The 15,883-nt window shown below is 63.8% G+C and carries 13 protein-coding genes; 6 read left to right on the forward strand and 7 right to left on the reverse strand.

Going from position 1 to position 15,883, the window contains the following annotated elements; genetic code table 11:
* Position 1 precedes the first annotated feature (1 nt).
* Together J3A64_RS06495 and ligD are read right to left on the reverse strand one after the other, a co-directional pair.
* Positions 2-1,207 (reverse strand): serine hydrolase, encoded by a 1,206-nt coding sequence (locus tag J3A64_RS06495; RefSeq protein ID WP_014921850.1) that lies wholly within the window; start codon positions 1,205-1,207, stop codon positions 2-4.
* 27 nt (positions 1,208-1,234) lie between these two features.
* Positions 1,235-2,260, reverse strand: a complete 1,026-nt coding sequence (ligD, locus tag J3A64_RS06500) for a non-homologous end-joining DNA ligase (RefSeq protein WP_043806562.1) — start codon at positions 2,258-2,260, stop codon at positions 1,235-1,237.
* A gap of 76 nt (positions 2,261-2,336) precedes the next feature.
* Here ligD and J3A64_RS06505 point away from each other — a divergent pair, with 76 nt between their 5' ends.
* Complete coding sequence (locus J3A64_RS06505) at positions 2,337-3,002, forward strand: alpha/beta family hydrolase (protein WP_210063837.1); 666 nt, start codon at positions 2,337-2,339, stop codon at positions 3,000-3,002.
* Positions 3,003-3,004: 2 nt separating this feature from the next.
* Here the strand turns inward: J3A64_RS06505 and J3A64_RS06510 are convergent, their stop codons facing one another.
* The 3 genes from J3A64_RS06510 to J3A64_RS06520 form a co-directional block, all read right to left on the reverse strand.
* Positions 3,005-5,110: an elongation factor G-like protein EF-G2 gene (locus J3A64_RS06510; protein WP_081589137.1), complete on the reverse strand. Its 2,106-nt coding sequence runs from the start codon at positions 5,108-5,110 to the stop codon at positions 3,005-3,007.
* Positions 5,111-5,269: 159 nt separating this feature from the next.
* Positions 5,270-6,004 carry a M50 family metallopeptidase gene (locus J3A64_RS06515; RefSeq protein ID WP_307807166.1) on the reverse strand — a complete coding sequence of 245 codons (735 nt, stop codon included), beginning with the start codon at positions 6,002-6,004 and terminating at the stop codon, positions 5,270-5,272.
* Between the two features lie 31 nt (positions 6,005-6,035).
* Complete coding sequence (locus tag J3A64_RS06520; protein ID WP_014921846.1) at positions 6,036-6,653, reverse strand: TetR/AcrR family transcriptional regulator C-terminal domain-containing protein; 618 nt, start codon at positions 6,651-6,653, stop codon at positions 6,036-6,038.
* A 159-nt stretch (positions 6,654-6,812) separates the two neighbouring features.
* On the opposite strand from J3A64_RS06520, the gene J3A64_RS06525 reads away from it, so the two are divergent.
* Together J3A64_RS06525 and J3A64_RS06530 are read left to right on the forward strand one after the other, a co-directional pair.
* Complete coding sequence (locus tag J3A64_RS06525; RefSeq protein WP_014921845.1) at positions 6,813-8,270, forward strand: APC family permease; 1,458 nt, start codon at positions 6,813-6,815, stop codon at positions 8,268-8,270.
* Positions 8,260-9,891, forward strand: a complete 1,632-nt coding sequence (locus tag J3A64_RS06530; RefSeq protein ID WP_210063839.1) for an amidohydrolase — start codon at positions 8,260-8,262, stop codon at positions 9,889-9,891. The genes J3A64_RS06525 and J3A64_RS06530 overlap by 11 nt, the downstream gene beginning before the upstream one ends.
* 28 nt (positions 9,892-9,919) lie before the next feature.
* Here the strand turns inward: J3A64_RS06530 and hrpB are convergent, their stop codons facing one another.
* The gene (gene hrpB / locus J3A64_RS06535; protein WP_210063840.1) at positions 9,920-12,691 is read right to left on the reverse strand and encodes an ATP-dependent helicase HrpB; all 2,772 of its coding nucleotides are present in this window, start codon (positions 12,689-12,691) and stop codon (positions 9,920-9,922) included.
* Positions 12,627-13,670, reverse strand: coding sequence for an NAD(P)-dependent alcohol dehydrogenase (locus tag J3A64_RS06540; protein ID WP_210063841.1), 1,044 nt, complete (start codon positions 13,668-13,670; stop codon positions 12,627-12,629). Before J3A64_RS06540 ends, hrpB begins: the two co-directional genes overlap by 65 nt.
* A gap of 130 nt (positions 13,671-13,800) precedes the next feature.
* On the opposite strand from J3A64_RS06540, the gene J3A64_RS06545 reads away from it, so the two are divergent.
* From J3A64_RS06545 to J3A64_RS06555, 3 genes are all read left to right on the forward strand, one after another.
* Complete coding sequence (locus J3A64_RS06545) at positions 13,801-14,718, forward strand: helix-turn-helix transcriptional regulator (protein WP_011774728.1); 918 nt, start codon at positions 13,801-13,803, stop codon at positions 14,716-14,718.
* A gap of 247 nt (positions 14,719-14,965) precedes the next feature.
* Positions 14,966-15,256 (forward strand): hypothetical protein, encoded by a 291-nt coding sequence (locus J3A64_RS06550; RefSeq protein ID WP_210063842.1) that lies wholly within the window; start codon positions 14,966-14,968, stop codon positions 15,254-15,256.
* On the forward strand, positions 15,223-15,771 hold the full coding sequence (locus J3A64_RS06555; protein WP_210063843.1) for a hypothetical protein: 549 nt from the start codon (positions 15,223-15,225) through the stop codon (positions 15,769-15,771). The genes J3A64_RS06550 and J3A64_RS06555 overlap by 34 nt, the downstream gene beginning before the upstream one ends.
* The last annotated feature ends 112 nt before the right edge of the window (positions 15,772-15,883 follow it).

Raw genomic sequence — 15,883 nt, forward strand, 5'->3', positions numbered from 1 at the left:
TTCACCGGAATTGGAAGCGGCATCCCGCATTCAGGGCAACCTGGGCGACGCCCGTCATTTCCAGTGCCAAGGCTGACGGCTGTGTGGACACCGCCTGAGGCGGGTAGGCCATGAAAATGGATAGTTGGCGGTTGCCGTCGGCGCTGCTCATGGCAATGCTTCCATACCCCGGAACGTCGCCGGCATGGCCGTAGTAGGAGCCGTTGGTGCAGCGGTCATCCCAGTGATCCAGGCCAAGGCCATAGTCGTCAAACACTGTCCCCTTCATGGCGATAAGGCTCGCCGGCTGCACCAACTCACCCCTCAGCAGCGCAGTGTGGAACGCCGAGATATCCTCCACAGTGGACACCAGACCTCCGTTGGCGATCCCGTCCTGGAGCCCGGTGCGGGTAACGTCCATGGTTTCTCCCTCCAGCTGGACGTATCCGTGGACGAGATCATCCGGGATTGCTGAATTAGCATCCAGCAGCTCCGTGGAACGAAGGTTCAAGGGTGTCAGGACATCCGTTCGCAGGACGGTACCCAGCGGCACGCCTCTAAGCTGCTCCACCACCAGGCCGAGCAACGCATCGGGTCCCGGAGCGCCAGGCGCGCGCTCTGAGGCAGCCAGGCCAGCAGGCAAGTCCGCGACGTCGCCAAGGAGCTGGCGTATGGTCACGGCTGTGCCCGCCGAGACTGACCCGGGAAGGTAGGCAGCCAGGGGGTCGTCCAAACCCAGCCGGCCCTCTTCCACGAGTTTCATGACTGACACAGCCAGTAGCGTCCGGAACTGCTCCCCCACATGGAAACGGTGACCCGGTTGGACAGCAACCCGTCCCTCCCGGGTGAGCACTCCTTCTGCGAGCGTCCATTCCTGCTGGCCGACCTTTGCCTTGATGAGGACGGCTGATGCCCCTTCATCCAGCTTCTCCCGCGAGAACAGCTCAAGGGTGGCACGGAGCTCCTGGAACGCTGGGGTGAATACAACACTGTTCGAGGGCGCCGGAGCAGGCGCGGGGGTTGGACCGGGAGGAGGGCCTGTCGTCGGCGGTTGAGCTGTTGGCGTGAGCGTTGACGGGAGCGCTGCAGCGGTGGTGGGCGGGAGCGGACGTGGCTCCGGGGTTTCGGTGCACCCGCTCAGAAACAAACAGCTCAGGAACAAACCGCTGAGGAACAAGCTGCACGCCCGGGGAATCCTCTGGATCCTTTCAGCTGGTGGTCGCGGCACACGCTCTCCCGGTTCAGTTTCTCCGGCCTACTCTTCGGGCTTGCGTGCCCGGCTCGGCTGCACGCGCATGGGCTCGCCCGGCATCTTGGGAAATTCCGGCGGGAAGGGCATTTCCCCCTGACCGTTCTTGACGTCACGCTCCCACCACTTCAACAGCACGTCAATGTCGCCCGGGTGATCGTGCATGGACGCCCAAGGGTCGCCTACTTTTGCCAAGCGGTCCGGGACCGTTTTGATGGTGTATTTCGCGGGATCGGCGTTCTCCAGTTCGTCCCACGTCAACGGGCAGGACACCTGGGCCGTGGGGACGGCGCGGGGGCTGTACGCCCCGGCAATGGTTCGATCCCTGTTGGCCTGGTTGAAGTCCACGAAAATCCTCGTACCGCGTTCCTCTTTCCACCAGGCCGTAGTGACCTTCTCCGGCATGCGCCGCTCCAGCTCGCGTCCAGCGGCGATCACGGCATGGCGGACATCCAGGAATTCATGCTTCGGATGGATAGGGGCGTAGACGTGGAGCCCCCGGTTTCCGGAGGTCTTGATGAACGCAGTCAGTCCGGCTTCTTCCAGCACGGTGCGAAGTTCCAAGGCGGCAGGGATGGCGTCATCGAAGTCCGTGCCGGGTTGAGGATCAAGGTCAATCCTGAGCTGGTCGGGATTGTCGGGATCGTTGGCCCGGGACGCCCAGGGGTGGAACACCACGGTGTTCATTTGCGCGGCCCACACTGCAGCCGCCGGCTCATCGATCACCAACTGGGGATGCGAACGCGCGCTGGGGTAGGTCACCGGCACGGAACGGACGTACTCCGGGGCACCCTTGGGCGGATTCTTGGAAAAGAACATCTCACCCTCAATGTTGCCCGAGTAACGCTGGAGGCTGATGGGCCGGTTCCCGTTAGCCTCGACAAAAGCCTCACCGACGTCGATGAGGTACGTGGCAAGGTCCAGTTTGGTCAGTCCCGCCTCGGGCCACATCACCCTGCTTGGACTGGAGATCCTGACCTCGCGCGGGCCGTCGGGACCAGGGACAGTAACGGTGGTTGCTTCGCTCGCCATGGCCACAAGCTACCCCGTTTATGCCCTGCGCGTCAGCACCCCAGTGCGTTTTGCCGTGATGGGCAATGATGGATGCATGCCAGACACTGAAACATCCTTGAACGTCGCTGTGGGAGAAACCGAAGTCTCTGCCCTTCACATCCGGCCCAAGCAGCCCTCCGCCACCCTGGTGGTGGCGCATGGCGCGGGAGCAGGAATGGAACACCCGTTCCTGCAGGGTTTCGCTGAGGCGATGGCCGAGGAAGGCGTGGCCACGTTGCGCTTCAACTTTCCCTACCGTGAGGCCGGCCGGCGTTTCCCGGATCGTCCTCCTCTGGCCATCGCTACCTGGCGGGCAGTGATGGACAAAGCAGCTGAGCTAAGCCAAGGAGAGCCCCTCTGGGCTGCCGGTAAATCGTTCGGTGGACGCATGGCCTCCATGGCAGTGGCTGAAGGGATGGCCGCAAGGGGCCTCGTGTACCTCGGCTACCCACTCCACGCCCCCGGAAAGCCTGAGAAGCTCCGGGACGAACACCTCTATGGCGTCACGGTGCCGATGCTCTTTCTCCAAGGCACCCGCGATACGTTCGCGACGCCGGAACTGTTGGAGCGTGTGGTGGAAAAAATAGGCCCGACGGCGACTCTTCAGTGGAGCGAGGGCGGGGACCATTCGTTCGCTGTCAAAGGTGTGAAGCGTGGTGCGGCCGAGGTAGGGGCGTCCCTCGCCCCGGAAGTCGCAACCTTCCTTCGGGCAAACACCTAGGCCTATTTCGGCAGGGGTTCGTGTCGAAGGTAGGACCGGCTGAAACGCCCCGTGCCTGCTGTGAGGGCACGGAGTTCAATGGCGTATCGCAGGAGTTCCTGGTCCGGGACTTCGGCGCTGATTTCCGTGCCCTCACCGTCTGCGGCGGTTGTGCCGGTCACGCGACCCCGGCGTCCGGACAAATCGCTCATGACGGCGCCCACGTATTCATCAGGAACGCTGATGACGACGGACGATACGGGTTCCAGCAGTTGGATTTTGGCGGTTGCGGCAGCTTCCCTGAGAGCCAACGCACCCGCAGCTTGGAAGGCTGCGTCGGACGAGTCCACGCTGTGCGTTTTTCCGCCCACCAGCGTCACCTTGATGTCCACCACGGGGAATCCCGCTGACACACCCTTGAGCATTTGCGAGCGGACACCCTTTTCCACTGACGTGACAAACGTACCGGGGATTGCACCGCCAACGATTCTGTCGGTGAATTCAAAGCCCCCGCCGCGGGCCAGGGGCTCCACCTCGATGTCGCAGATGGCGAACTGCCCGTGGCCACCGGATTGCTTCACATGCCGCCCGTGTCCGGCGGCCTTGCTGGCAAAGGTTTCCCGGAGCGGAGTGATCACGTCCACGGTCTGGAGTTTGACGCCCTGGCTACGCAGCCTGTCCAGGACCACCTCTGCATGGGCCTCCCCCATGCACCACAGGATCAGTTGGTGCGTGTCCTGGTTTCGTTCCAACCGCAGCGTCGGATCGGCGGCCGCCACCTTTCCGATGCTCTTGGCCAGCGCGTCTTCATCACTGCGGGATGCCCCCTCAATGGCTACCGGCATCAGGGGCTCGGGCATGTTCCACGTCTCGATCAGCAGCGGCGCCTCACGGTCTGAGACCGTGTCCCCGGTCTCGGCACTGGCCAGCTTGCTGATGGCGCAGATGTCACCGGCAATGCACTGTGGAACCGCCTTCAGGCTGGATCCAACAGGCGAGTACAGATGCGTGATGCGTTCATCGGCGTCATGATCCTCGTGCCCCCTGTCAGCCAATCCCCTGCCGCCGATATGGATCGAGGAATCCTCCCGGAGGGTTCCCGAAAAGACCCGGACCAGGCAGACACGGCCAAGGAAGGGATCCACAGTGGTTCGGACCACTTCCGCGGCAAGGCGCCCGGTGGGCTCACCCTCCAGTGGCTTCAGTGACGAACCGTCGAGTTTCATGACCGCGGGGTTGATGCGTTCCAACGGCGATGGCAAGGCATCAGTCAGCAGGGCCATAAGTTCCGCAAGGCCCAAACCGGTTTCGGCCGAGGTGGGCATGACGGGAAAGAAGCTTGCCCGTGCCACAGCAGTTTCAAGATCCTGTATCAGGTCCGCGAGAGGCAGTTCTTCGCCCTCGAGGTACCGGTCCATGAGGGTTTCGTCTTCGCTCTCCGCGATGATGCCCTCAATCAGCGGGCCCCTGGCTTCTTCGACATCCGAAGCCGGTGTCTGGTCCTCATCCGCGGCGCCATGGAGCACACCGATGAGTCCGGCGTTGCCAACAGCCGGGACGTACAGCGGGAGGACCGACTCACCGAACGCTTCCTGGCAACGCACGACGGCGGCACTGAAGTCAGCGCGCGGATGGTCCAGTTTGCTGACCACCACGGCACGCGGCATCCGGATCTTCTCGCACTCGCCCCACAAAGCAACGGTGGCACCGTCAATGCCATCAATGGCCGAGACAACGAAAAGGGCCGCATCGGCGGCCCTCAAACCTGCACGCAGTTCGCCGGTGAAGTCCGTGTACCCGGGTGTGTCGATCAGGTTGACCTTTACGTCGCCCACTAGAATCGGGGCGACAGACAACGTCACTGACCTTTGCTGATGGATGGCTGAAGGATCGGAATCACTGACAGTGGTGCCCTCGCTGATGGAGCCCATCCTGGTGATGGCTCCGGTTGCGGCGAGCAACGACTCCACGAGCATCGATTTTCCTGCACCCGAATGTCCCACGAGCGCCACATTCCGGATCTTCGCTGGATCGCTTGCAGCCAGGGCAGCACCGTTCTCACCGCGCCTGGCCTCCGCGGTGCCAGGTCCGGTTCCTCTTGCCGTTTCGCGTGTGCCCTTCGCGGACATGGGCACCTCCTGGTGTTGTATCCCGGCACGGAGTCCGAACACATCCAGTTCGAACGTTAAAGAGGATTGGACACCCTGAAGCGACCACAGGGCAAGGGCTGGTGGGGACGAAAGCCAGCCAATCGCCGTCGGGACCCCTGACAGCGGATCCACCACGGCCTATACGGTGAGCATCCCCCACAGTAACCACGCCGACGCTACAGCGCATCCGGCGATCACGGTTGTGAATCCGGTCAGCCAAACGAATGCGGGTACGGCCGTGGTGCGGCCGAGGATGAAGGCATCGGATGCCGCCAGCCGGTCGCGGCGACGGGTGTGCACGCCGGCCAGCTTGAGCAAATCCCGGACGCCGCCCACGGAAAGGGCAACTCCGAGAGCCAGCACAACGTAGTTGACCGTTGTGGGTGTCGCGAACAGGATCAGCAGTTGGGCGATCGTGGCGCTCAACACCGCTACAAGGATCCCGGTAAGGTTCCTCAGGAAGATCAGCGAGACCAGCAGGATCAAGGCCCCGATGGACATAGCGGCGCCGGAGCGGCCGGCGGCGAAGGCGGCAATCAGGCACAAACCAACCACGGCGGGTGCAGGGTAGCCCCAGAATCCGGACCATGCTGCCCCGAAGGCGCTCCTGCCACTACTGACAAGGCGGCCCGAATGGTCGAGTCCGATCCGGAGCCCATGGACGAAACGGCCCGTCATGAGCGCGGCGTAGGCGTGGCCCAGCTCATGGACAAAAGTGACGTAGAGACCGAACCAGCGCCACGTGACGCGCGGGATGCTCAAGACGACGGCGCACGCGAGTATGCCCAGCAGGGCTGGCAATGGCACCGCGGTGGTGTGGGTGTCGGTGAACCCGCGGACCACGGCGTCCCACCAGGTTTGAAGGAGGTTCACTGCGCCTTCCAAGCCCCCTCTGCCGTCTGCTTCACAGCACCGTCGACTGAAGACGGGAGTGCAGTCCGGCGATGAGGATCTCCAGGCCGAACTCGAAAGCTGCCTCGCCTCGCTCGTCCGCGGGTCCTGCCTGGGCCAAGGCATTGGTGAGGGCGGGGTACCCCTGCGCGGGTGGTGCCCAGACGACGTCCGGTGCCGCCAAGTCCAAAGCGAAGCCCAGCGCGAAACTGTCAATGGTGGAAATCGCTGACATCACGTCCCGGCCCCGGAACCCCGCGGTTTCGAGGGCCACGGCCAGGTTCTCGTACAGGGCCATGACCTGGTCATCCTGCACCGTCTGGAGTACCAGCAGCGGCGCGAGTTTTGGATGGCGGGCGAAGGCATCACGATAGCTCCGGACGATGGCACGAAGCGAAGCCTCCCAATCCTGCTCATCCTCCAAGACGTACGGGCTTTCCGCGATGATCCGGCCACGCATGAGCTCAAGGATCTCCTCCCGGCCGCTGACGTGGTTGTAGATGGAGGACTGGCTGACCCCGATCCGTTTGGCCAGTTTCGGCAGGCTGAAGTCCCCTGCCTCGTCCACCAGCTCCAAGGCAGCGGTGACGAGTGCGTCGATGGATATCAGCGGGACCAGCGGGCGTGCCATACGGGTGTCTCCATTCAAGGTTGTTGTTACGACTCTAGCCAGAACTTTGCGTCGGAGTATTGTGCGGCGGGTCACAAGGATCTACCATAAACGAAAGCCTTTCGCTTTATTGATGGCTCCCCGAGAATCTTCCCTCCCCGAACACCCCAGAGGATCCCCATGTCTGACCTCGAAACCCGACCCCCGGCAGCTGATGCCGGGAATGGGCTCAAACGAAATGCCATAGGCACCGGCGGTATCGCCTTCCTGGTGATCTCCGCAGCAGCTCCCCTGACCGTGATGGCCGGCGTGGCGCCCGTGGCCATCGGAGTTGGGGGCATAGGCGCCCCCATGGGCTACGTCATTGCCGGCGCAGTCCTGCTGGTCTTCGCTGTCTCCTTCATGGCCCTGACCAAACACGTTAAAGCCGCCGGTGGCTTCTACACCTACATCACCTTGGCCATGGGCAAAACCGTGGGCCTGGCCTCGGCCATCCTGGCGATCGTGTCCTACAACTGCCTGCAAATCGGGGTCTATGGATTGTTCGCCGTCCAAACACAAGCCATGCTCCTCGCACTCTTTGGTATGGATGTGCCATGGCCCGCCGTTGCCCTGGTGGCCATCGCGGCCGTCTGGTTTCTCGGATACCGGGGCATCGACGTCGGCGCCAAGGTACTCGGCGTCCTGCTTATTGCCGAGACCGCCATCCTGGCAATCATGGGCGTCGGCATCCTTGCCCGCGGCGGTGCGGAAGGCATCAGTTTCACCTCGTTCTCCCCGGAGCATGCCTTCACCCCTGGAGTCCTTGCCATCCTGGCTATCTGTTTCGCTGCCTTCATGGGCTTCGAATCAACCGTGCTGTACCGCCGTGAAGCGCGTAATCCGGACAAGTCCGTCCCCCGGGCAACTTACATCGCAGTGGGTTTCATGTCCGTGTTCTATGCCTTCATTGTCTGGACCGTCATCCAGGCCTACGGTGACGGAAACGTGGTTGCAGCTGCCGGCGAACTGGCCGATGGGATGTTCTTCGCCACCATCAACCAATACGTGGGCCCCTGGGCCGAGGTGGTCATGTATGTGCTGATCGTGACCAGTGTTTATGCCTCGCAACTGGCCTTCCACAACGCCATCAACCGCTACGTGTACATGCTGGCCAAGGACGGCGTGCTCCCCGCTTTCCTCGGCAGGACCCACCCCAAGTACAAGTCCCCACATCGTGCCGGGCAGATCCAGACTATCTTGGCCGCCGTCGTCATCATCATGTGCGCCATCGCCGGCGCGGACCCGTACAAGCAACTGCTGATTTGGGTCAACACCCCCGGCATCGTTGGCATTGTGGCCCTGCAGGGTCTGGTGTCCGTTGCAGCGTTCATCTACCTGCGACGCAACCGCGCCGCAGCCACCAACCGTTTCCTCATTCCCCTGAGCGTGGCCTCGGCCATCCTGCTCTTCGGTGTGGTGGCACTGATCGCCATCAACATCGAACTACTCACCTTTGCGGATGCTCTAACCAACACCATCCTGCTCCTGGTCGCCCCTCTTGTTTTCCTTGCGGGCCTGCTGATTGCCCGCAGACTGCGCACCACCCGCCCTGACGTCTTCGCCCGGATTGGAAGCTTTGAAACCCATGACTCCTGACCTCATCGTCCTTGCGGACACCATCCACACCCTGGACAACCGACATGCCGAGCCCATCCAGGCCGTCGCAGTCAGCGGCGGGTTGATTGCCGCCGTCGGAAGCCGTCAGGACGCCCAAGCATGGCGCCAGGCCGGCACCCGCGTGGTGGACCTCGGCAGCGCAACGCTGACACCGGGCCTGGTGGACTGCCATATCCACCCCGTGTTCGGTTTGGACCTCACTATCGGCGTGGATCTCTCCGGGGCTTCGACGCTGAATGAAGTCCGGTCACTCCTGCTGACAGAAGCAAGCCACGACGACGGCTGGTTGCGTGGCTGGGGACTGAACCCGAACGCTTTCGGTACGGTGCCGCTGCACCGTAGCGTCCTGGACGACGTCAGCAACGGCAAGCCCGCCATGATCCGGTTGTTCGACGGGCACTCAGCGCTGGTGAACAGCCGGGCGCTTGAAGTGGCCGGTGTCCATGGACGGTACCAGTTTGACCAGGCCTCCGAGGTGGTGTGCGACGCCGACGGACGGCCCACTGGTTTCCTTGTTGAGGCGGCGGCGATGGAACTCATCCAAAGCCACATTCCCCGGGAGACCTTCGAGGAGCGCAAGTCGAGGCTTGCCGCGCTCCTCAGGGACTTCGCCCGCGCAGGGCTTACCGGCGGCCATGTCATGGACCATAGCGAGGAATCGTCGGCCCTCTTCCAGGCCCTGGAGGCCGATGGGGAGCTGCCGCTGCGGCTTCGAACCGCTCCGTGGTGCATGCCGGGCAGCGATGAGAACGACTGGAAGTCGCTGGCCCGAACCTTGGGGAAGGGCGGCCGCAGGTGGTCCATTGAAGCCATCAAGCTCTTCGTCGATGGAACCGTAGACAACGGGACTGCCTGGCTCTACGAACCGGACCTCTACGGTCAATCCACGGCACCGTTCTGGCCGCGACCCGAAGAATACTCCGCTGCTGTCCGCTACTTTGCCTCCCGGGGCATCCCGACGGCGACGCACGCAATCGGCGATGCCGGCGTTGAACATGTGTTGGACGCTCTGGAGTCCCTGGCCACCGTTGTTCCGGCAGATGTCCTGCGCCGGACCGTCCACAGGATCGAGCACATCGAAACAGTGCCGGACGAGCTGGTAGCCCGATTCAAGGGCACGGGCGTCGTAGCCAGCATGCAGCCGACCCACTGCACGCACTACTCCCTGGCGGACCACAGTGACAACTGGTCCATGCGCTTGGGGAATGAGCGCGCCGACCGGGCCTGGCGGTGCCGGGACCTTCGCGAGGCCGGAGTGACCTTGGGTATCGGCTCTGACTGGCCGATCGCACCCTACGAGCCGCTTCCGATCATGGCGGACGCACAGCTGCGGCGCCGATCCGGAGTGCCGGAGCAGGAACCCATCGCCCCGTCCCAGGCCCTCACGGCACTCCAAGCCCTTGAGGGTTACACCTCGCATGCGGCGAAAGCTGCGGGGCTGTGGGAAGTTTCGGGCTCGATCACGGTGGGCAAGCGGGCAGACTTCACGGCGTTCGAACTCGATCCCCTGACCACGGCTCCGGACGAGTTCGCCGCCAGCAATGTCCTGGGGACGATCGTGGACGGCGAGCTCCAGTTCCTCCTGGAGCGGCTCGCGTAACTGCCGCGTCCCGAGCACAAGAGCGCGGCTACATGCGGTTTTTGGTCTTGGCCGTAGCCTGCGCTGTCCACGGGTCTTCGGGCCAGGGATGCCTGGGGTAGCGCCCACGCATCTCGGCCCGAACCTGGGAGTAGGGACCGGACCAGAACGACGCGAGATCGTCCGTGACAGCCAACGGCCTTCCTGCCGGGGACAACAAATGAAACAGAACAGGGACCCTGCCAGCTAGGAGCCGCGGCGTGCTGTCCCAACCGAAGCATTCCTGAAGCTTGACCGCCACCACCGGACGGCCGTCGTCGTGATCCCCGCTGCTGCGATCCGAAACCTCGGGATAGTCGATGCGCACACGCGAGCCACTCGGCACCTCCAGACGCTCCGGCACGAGGTCTTCGAGCCGCGCGGCGTCCGGCCACGGAAGCAGGCGCCTCAAAGGATCAACGAGGTTGATGGAACTCACGGCGGCGCCGGTGGCCATCGCCTCGAGCTCCGGGCCCAGCCAATCCTCCAGCCTGGACAGAAGGGCTGCTTCGCGGACGTCGGGCCACGGGCTTCCGAGTTCACGGTGCAGCAAGGCAAGACGCCTCCGCAGGGCATCGGCTGCGGGTGACCAGCCGATCATGGACAATCCCGTCTTCTCCAGCGCCTCGGACACGGCACGACGACCGGATTCGGCGGTGGGGCGGACAGGCGTGGAGGACAACACGATGGCACCCAAGCGCCGCTCCAGCCTGGCCATCACGCGGCCTTGATCGAACTTCGCCTGCACCTTCTCCGTGAGGAGGTCCGGTGCGGCCGCTTCCGCCAATTCGGCCGACAACGGCGCGGCCGAACGGATGACGGCGCCCGTTCCTGCGGCATCGCGCCCCTGCGCGCGGGACACCTCGGCAACTGCAAGCCAGTCATGCCCGGACAGTGAACTACCGGAGGGAAGTCCGGCGCGCGTTCCGGACGATAACAAGTACGTGGTAGAGCCGTCGCCGGGAACACGCCTTGCCACGCGGTCCGGGAAAGCCAGCGCCACCACAAGGCCCGTCGCTTCCCCTGCCGTGACATCGGCGGCCGCCTTGGGACGCACGACGGCGGCAGCTTCCTTCCGTACCAACGTCTCCATCCGCTGGACGTCTTCCGCGAAACGACGCGCGCCCGGGTCCGAACCTGAGCGCAGGGCCGACAGCAGCTTGTTGAGGTCCGCCCCCGGTGCCCTCTGCCCGCCGGCAACGAGGGCCACTGTTTCAGCCGCTGCGCGTCGACCCGCCACCGCCGATCCGTCCAGCAAGGCGCGGGCAAGCCGGGGGTCGGCGGGGATCCGGGCCAAGGTCTTGCCCACGGCGGTGACTGTTCCTTCCGCTGTCACGGCACCCAGCTCCCGGAGGACCTCCACGGCATCGTTCATGGCCGCAACCGGCGGTGCATCGGGAAGTTTCAGGTCTACGCCGCCCGGCGCGCCCCAACATGCAAGGACCAAAGCAGCGCTGGTGAGGTCTGCAACGGAGATTTCGGGTGTCTGATGTGCCGGAGCTGCAGCATAAGCCTGCTGGTCGTAGCAGCGGACCACCGTACCCGGACCCTGCCGTGCTGCACGGCCGGCACGCTGATCAGCCGAGGCCCTGGAGCAGGAAACGGTCACGAGTCCGGACATGCCGCGGCCGGCGTCCCGGCGCGGTTCCCTTGAAAGCCCCGAGTCGATGACCACACGCACGCCGGGAACTGTGAGCGACGATTCAGCCAAGGAGGTAGACACGATGATGCGCGGCAGGCCGCCAGGTTCACGGCCGGATACCGCGCGGTCCTGGGCTTCCGGACCGATCTGGCCGTGCAACTCCAGCACCTCCACGTTCCCCGACACCAGACCACGAAGACGAGTGGCGACGTCGGACACTTCACGGGCTCCCGGAAGGAAAACCAAGGCGTCTACGTCGGCGTCCGGGGCCAAGGCTGCTGCGTGGGTTGTCGCCGCCGTGTGGGCCACGTGGTCAAGGAAAAGCCGGGAAACGCCTCGAGCGTCCAAGCGGTGCTCGCGGGCAGGAACCCACTGGACCTTCAGCGGGTACAGCGCGGAAGGGCAGTCGACGACGGGAGCCGGGTCGCCGCCGTCGAGCCCTGTCCCCAGCAGTGTGGCAAAACGCGCGGCGTCGAGGGTTGCCGACATCGCCACCACGGTAATGTCGCCGCGAAGTTCCCGGACCTCCGCAAGCATGCCCACCAGGAGATCCGTTTCGAGTCCACGTTCGTGGACCTCATCCAGGACCACAGCGCTGACGTCCTCAAGACCGGGGTCGGCAAGGAGACGCCGCAGGAGAATACCTGGCGTGACGAACTCAACCACCGTGTCCTGGCTGACTTTGCTTTCCCCGCGGACGGTGTAGCCAACCCGGCGGCCCAGCTGGCTGCCGTCCAGCGACGCGAGGCGGCGCGCGGCTGAGCGGGCCGCTACACGGCGGGGCTGCGTGACGACGACGCGCGGCCGGCCTGGACTCTGTTCGGACACTAGGTTGGCGAGCAGCGGAGGCACGAGGGTGGTCTTACCTGTCCCGGGCGGCGCCTGTACCACTGCCGCGCCGCCGCCGCCCTGAGTTGCCAGGGCGGCGGTCAGGTTCGAGAGGGAATCAGCAAACACCAGCCCCGTACCTATGGTGTCCAGTCTGAAAGTCACCAGACCATTGTCCCTGTTGGGTGACAGGGAAAAGGCCACACCCCCTCGAAGGAAGCGTGGCCGTTTCGGTGGGGCTGCGTCTCTAGCCGATAGTGGAGACGTCGATGACAAAGCGGTAGCGGACGTCCGAGGCAAGGACGCGCTCATAGGCGTCGTTGATCTTGCTGGCCGGGATGACCTCGATCTCGGCGCCCAGGCCGTGCTCTGCGCAGAAGTTCAGCATTTCCTGCGTTTCGCGGATGCCGCCAATGGCCGAACCAGCGAACCGGCGACGACCCGTGATCAGTGAGAACACGTTAACCGGCAGTGGTTCGGCCGGTGCGCCAACGTTGACCAACGTGCCATCGAGTGTCAGCAACTGAAGGTACGCGCTGATGTCGATGGAAGCACTGACCGTGTTGACGATGAGGTCGAAGGTGCCGCCGAGTTGCTCGAACGTGGTGGGATCGCTGGTGGCGTAGTAGTGGTCCGCACCCAGCTTGAGCCCGTCTTCCATCTTCTTAAGTGACTGCGAAAGGACTGTGACCTCAGCGCCCATGGCGTGCGCGATCTTGACGGCCATATGGCCGAGACCGCCGAGACCGACGACGGCAACCTTCTTGCCGGGGCCGGCGCCCCAGTGATGCAGCGGCGAGTAGGTGGTGATGCCGGCGCACAGCAGCGGCGCTGCGACGTCGAGGTCCAGGCCTTCCGGGATGGTGACGACGAAGTCTTCGTTCACCACCACGTGGCTGGAGTAGCCACCCTGGGTGATGGTGCCGTCGCGGTCAACGGAGCCATAGGTCCCTACGTTTCCCTTGAGGCAATACTGCTCTTCTCCGGCCAGGCAGTTCTTGCACTCCTTGCAGGAGTTGACCATGCAGCCGACGCCCACGCGGTCGCCCACCTTGTGTTTGGTGACGTCCGAGCCAACCTCGGTGACGATGCCTGCAATTTCGTGGCCAGGGGCCAACGGGTACTGCTGCGGGCCCCAATCACCGCGGACAGTATGGATATCAGAGTGGCAAATGCCGGCGAACTTGATATCGATGTGGACGTCGTTGGGGCCGACCTCACGACGTTCGATGGTGGTCAGGGTCAGGTCGCCCGTAGCCGAGGGGGCAGCGTAAGCATTAGCGGTAGGCATGTTTCTCCTGCGTGGTGAACGTTGGTGGATGTCTCCATCTAACCCTGTTTCCCTGGACGCAAGGAGTCACTGTTGTTAGGGGTAATGACAGGGACTCCCTGAGCTGATCAAAAGTCATACCGTAGGAAGCATGGACAATCGGACTGAGACACGCGACTTTCTTGCCACTCGGCGGGCGAAAATTACCCCCGAGCAGGCCGGACTGGCGGCCTACGGCGGAAACCGGCGTGTCCCGGGACTTCGTCGCGGCGAGGTGGCCATGCTCGCCGGAGTGAGTGTGGAGTATTACACCCGCTTGGAGCGCGGAAACCTCTCCGGCGTCTCTGAAAGCGTGCTGGAGTCCTTGGCCGGTGCACTGCAGCTTGACGACGCTGAACGCGCCCATCTTTACGACCTCGCCCGGGCGGCAAGCGACGGCGGCAAGTCCCGGCGTCGACCAGTCCGGAAGCAGGCCATCCGGCCTGGCGTTCAACTCACTTTGGATGCGATTAGCGGCTCCCCCGCTTTCATTCGCAACGGTCGCTTGGACCTACTGGCAACCAACGCCCTGGGCCGGGCTTTATATGCCGACATTTACGACAGTCCCGCCGGACCACCCAACCATGCACGATTCCTGTTCCTCGACCCTCGCAGCCACGATTTCTACACGGACTGGGAACGCGCCGCCAACGACACCGTGGCCATCATGAGGACCGAAGCCGGCAGGGATCCCTACGACCGCGGGCTCAGTGACCTGGTGGGTGAGCTGTCCACCCGCAGCGAGGAATTCCGGGTCCGTTGGGCGTCGCACAATGTCCGCCAGCACTACACCGGAAAGAAACATTTCCGCCACCGGATAGTGGGCGACCTGCATTTGTTGTACGAAGCCCTCGAGCTGTCCGCCGATGCCGGTTTGACCTTGACGGTTTACAACGCTGAGCCCGGCACCGGCACGGCGGACGCCCTGCAACTGCTCGCAAGTTGGGCTGCGACCGCCCTCACCATTCCCGAGGATTCCGGAGCTTACAGGGACATATCCAACACGTCATCCAGGAGTGATCGAGGTTGATCGTTTGCTGACTGCTTACTGACCGGTGGTTGAGGGACGCGAATAGGAGGGGTAGCGCTTTCCGAACTGCTAGCCCGACCGCGGAGACATCGACGTGAATCCCCAGCACCACCTCAACTATGACTATTCTCCCTGGACTCTCTGGAGTTCGGCTACGGAACCCGAACGCGAGGCGCAGCACTAGTACCAGAAGGGCTTCGCCGAACGGGCCGGAGTCAGCATAGGTGAGCGGGCCTTCCTGTCCCCTTTGGCAAGTATTGACCCGGACACTTTCATGATTGGCGCCGATTCCTTCATCGCCGCCCATGCCTATGTCACCGGCCGCATTGCCATCGGTGATGACTGCACCGTCAATGCGTTCACCGTGGTTCGAGGGAACGTCACCATGGGCGACGCCGTGCGGATCGGCGCCCACACGTCCATCCTCGGGTTCAACCACTCCATGGACCCTTCCGAGCCTGTGTTCAAGCAGCCGCTCCTCCGCAATTGTCGAGGGACGAGCACGTGGCGCGCCTGCAAGCCCTCCAGGATCCTGTGACAGGCTTGGTTCCCGAGTCCGGATCTGAAGACCAAGGGCTTGCCGACCTTGCCTTCGGTACCGGCCCCTCGACTTACCACGTGCTCTCCGTGGGGTACGCGCTGGACCTGGTCGGTGCCCGGTTCTTACATCCGATTCACGCCGTCGCTGACACGGATCCGGCAGCGCTGACAGCTTCACTGGATGCCCTCCCCTGGCGGAAGGAAGCGTGGGGGTCCGGCGCGTGGGTGGATGCTTGGGGAACCGCGGCGTACTGGAACCTGGCCCGGGCGCAGCCGAACTCCCCCGGTTCCCTTGACGCGCTGTTCGGCTGGTTGCTGACCCACGTCAATCCCGCGGCAGGAATCTGGGGAAAACCCACGGATGACAACAGGCTCAAGGTGGTCAACGGCTATTACCGCTTGACGCGTGGCACGTTCGCCCAGTTCGGATTGCCAGTGCCCTACGTTGAGCGGCTCGTTGACACGGTTCTGGAGCACTCCGCGGACCCACGCTATTTCGCCCCTGACCGGTAGAACGCCTGCAATGTCCTGGACGTCGTCCATCCCCTGTGGCTCGCGTCCAAGCAGACGAAGCACCGACGCTGGAAATGAACGCGTGGGCACGGACTCAACTGAAGCACGCATT

The sequence above is a fragment of the Pseudarthrobacter sp. PvP004 genome, from assembly GCF_017876035.1.
GTDB classification, from domain to species: domain Bacteria; phylum Actinomycetota; class Actinomycetes; order Actinomycetales; family Micrococcaceae; genus Arthrobacter; species Arthrobacter aurescens_A.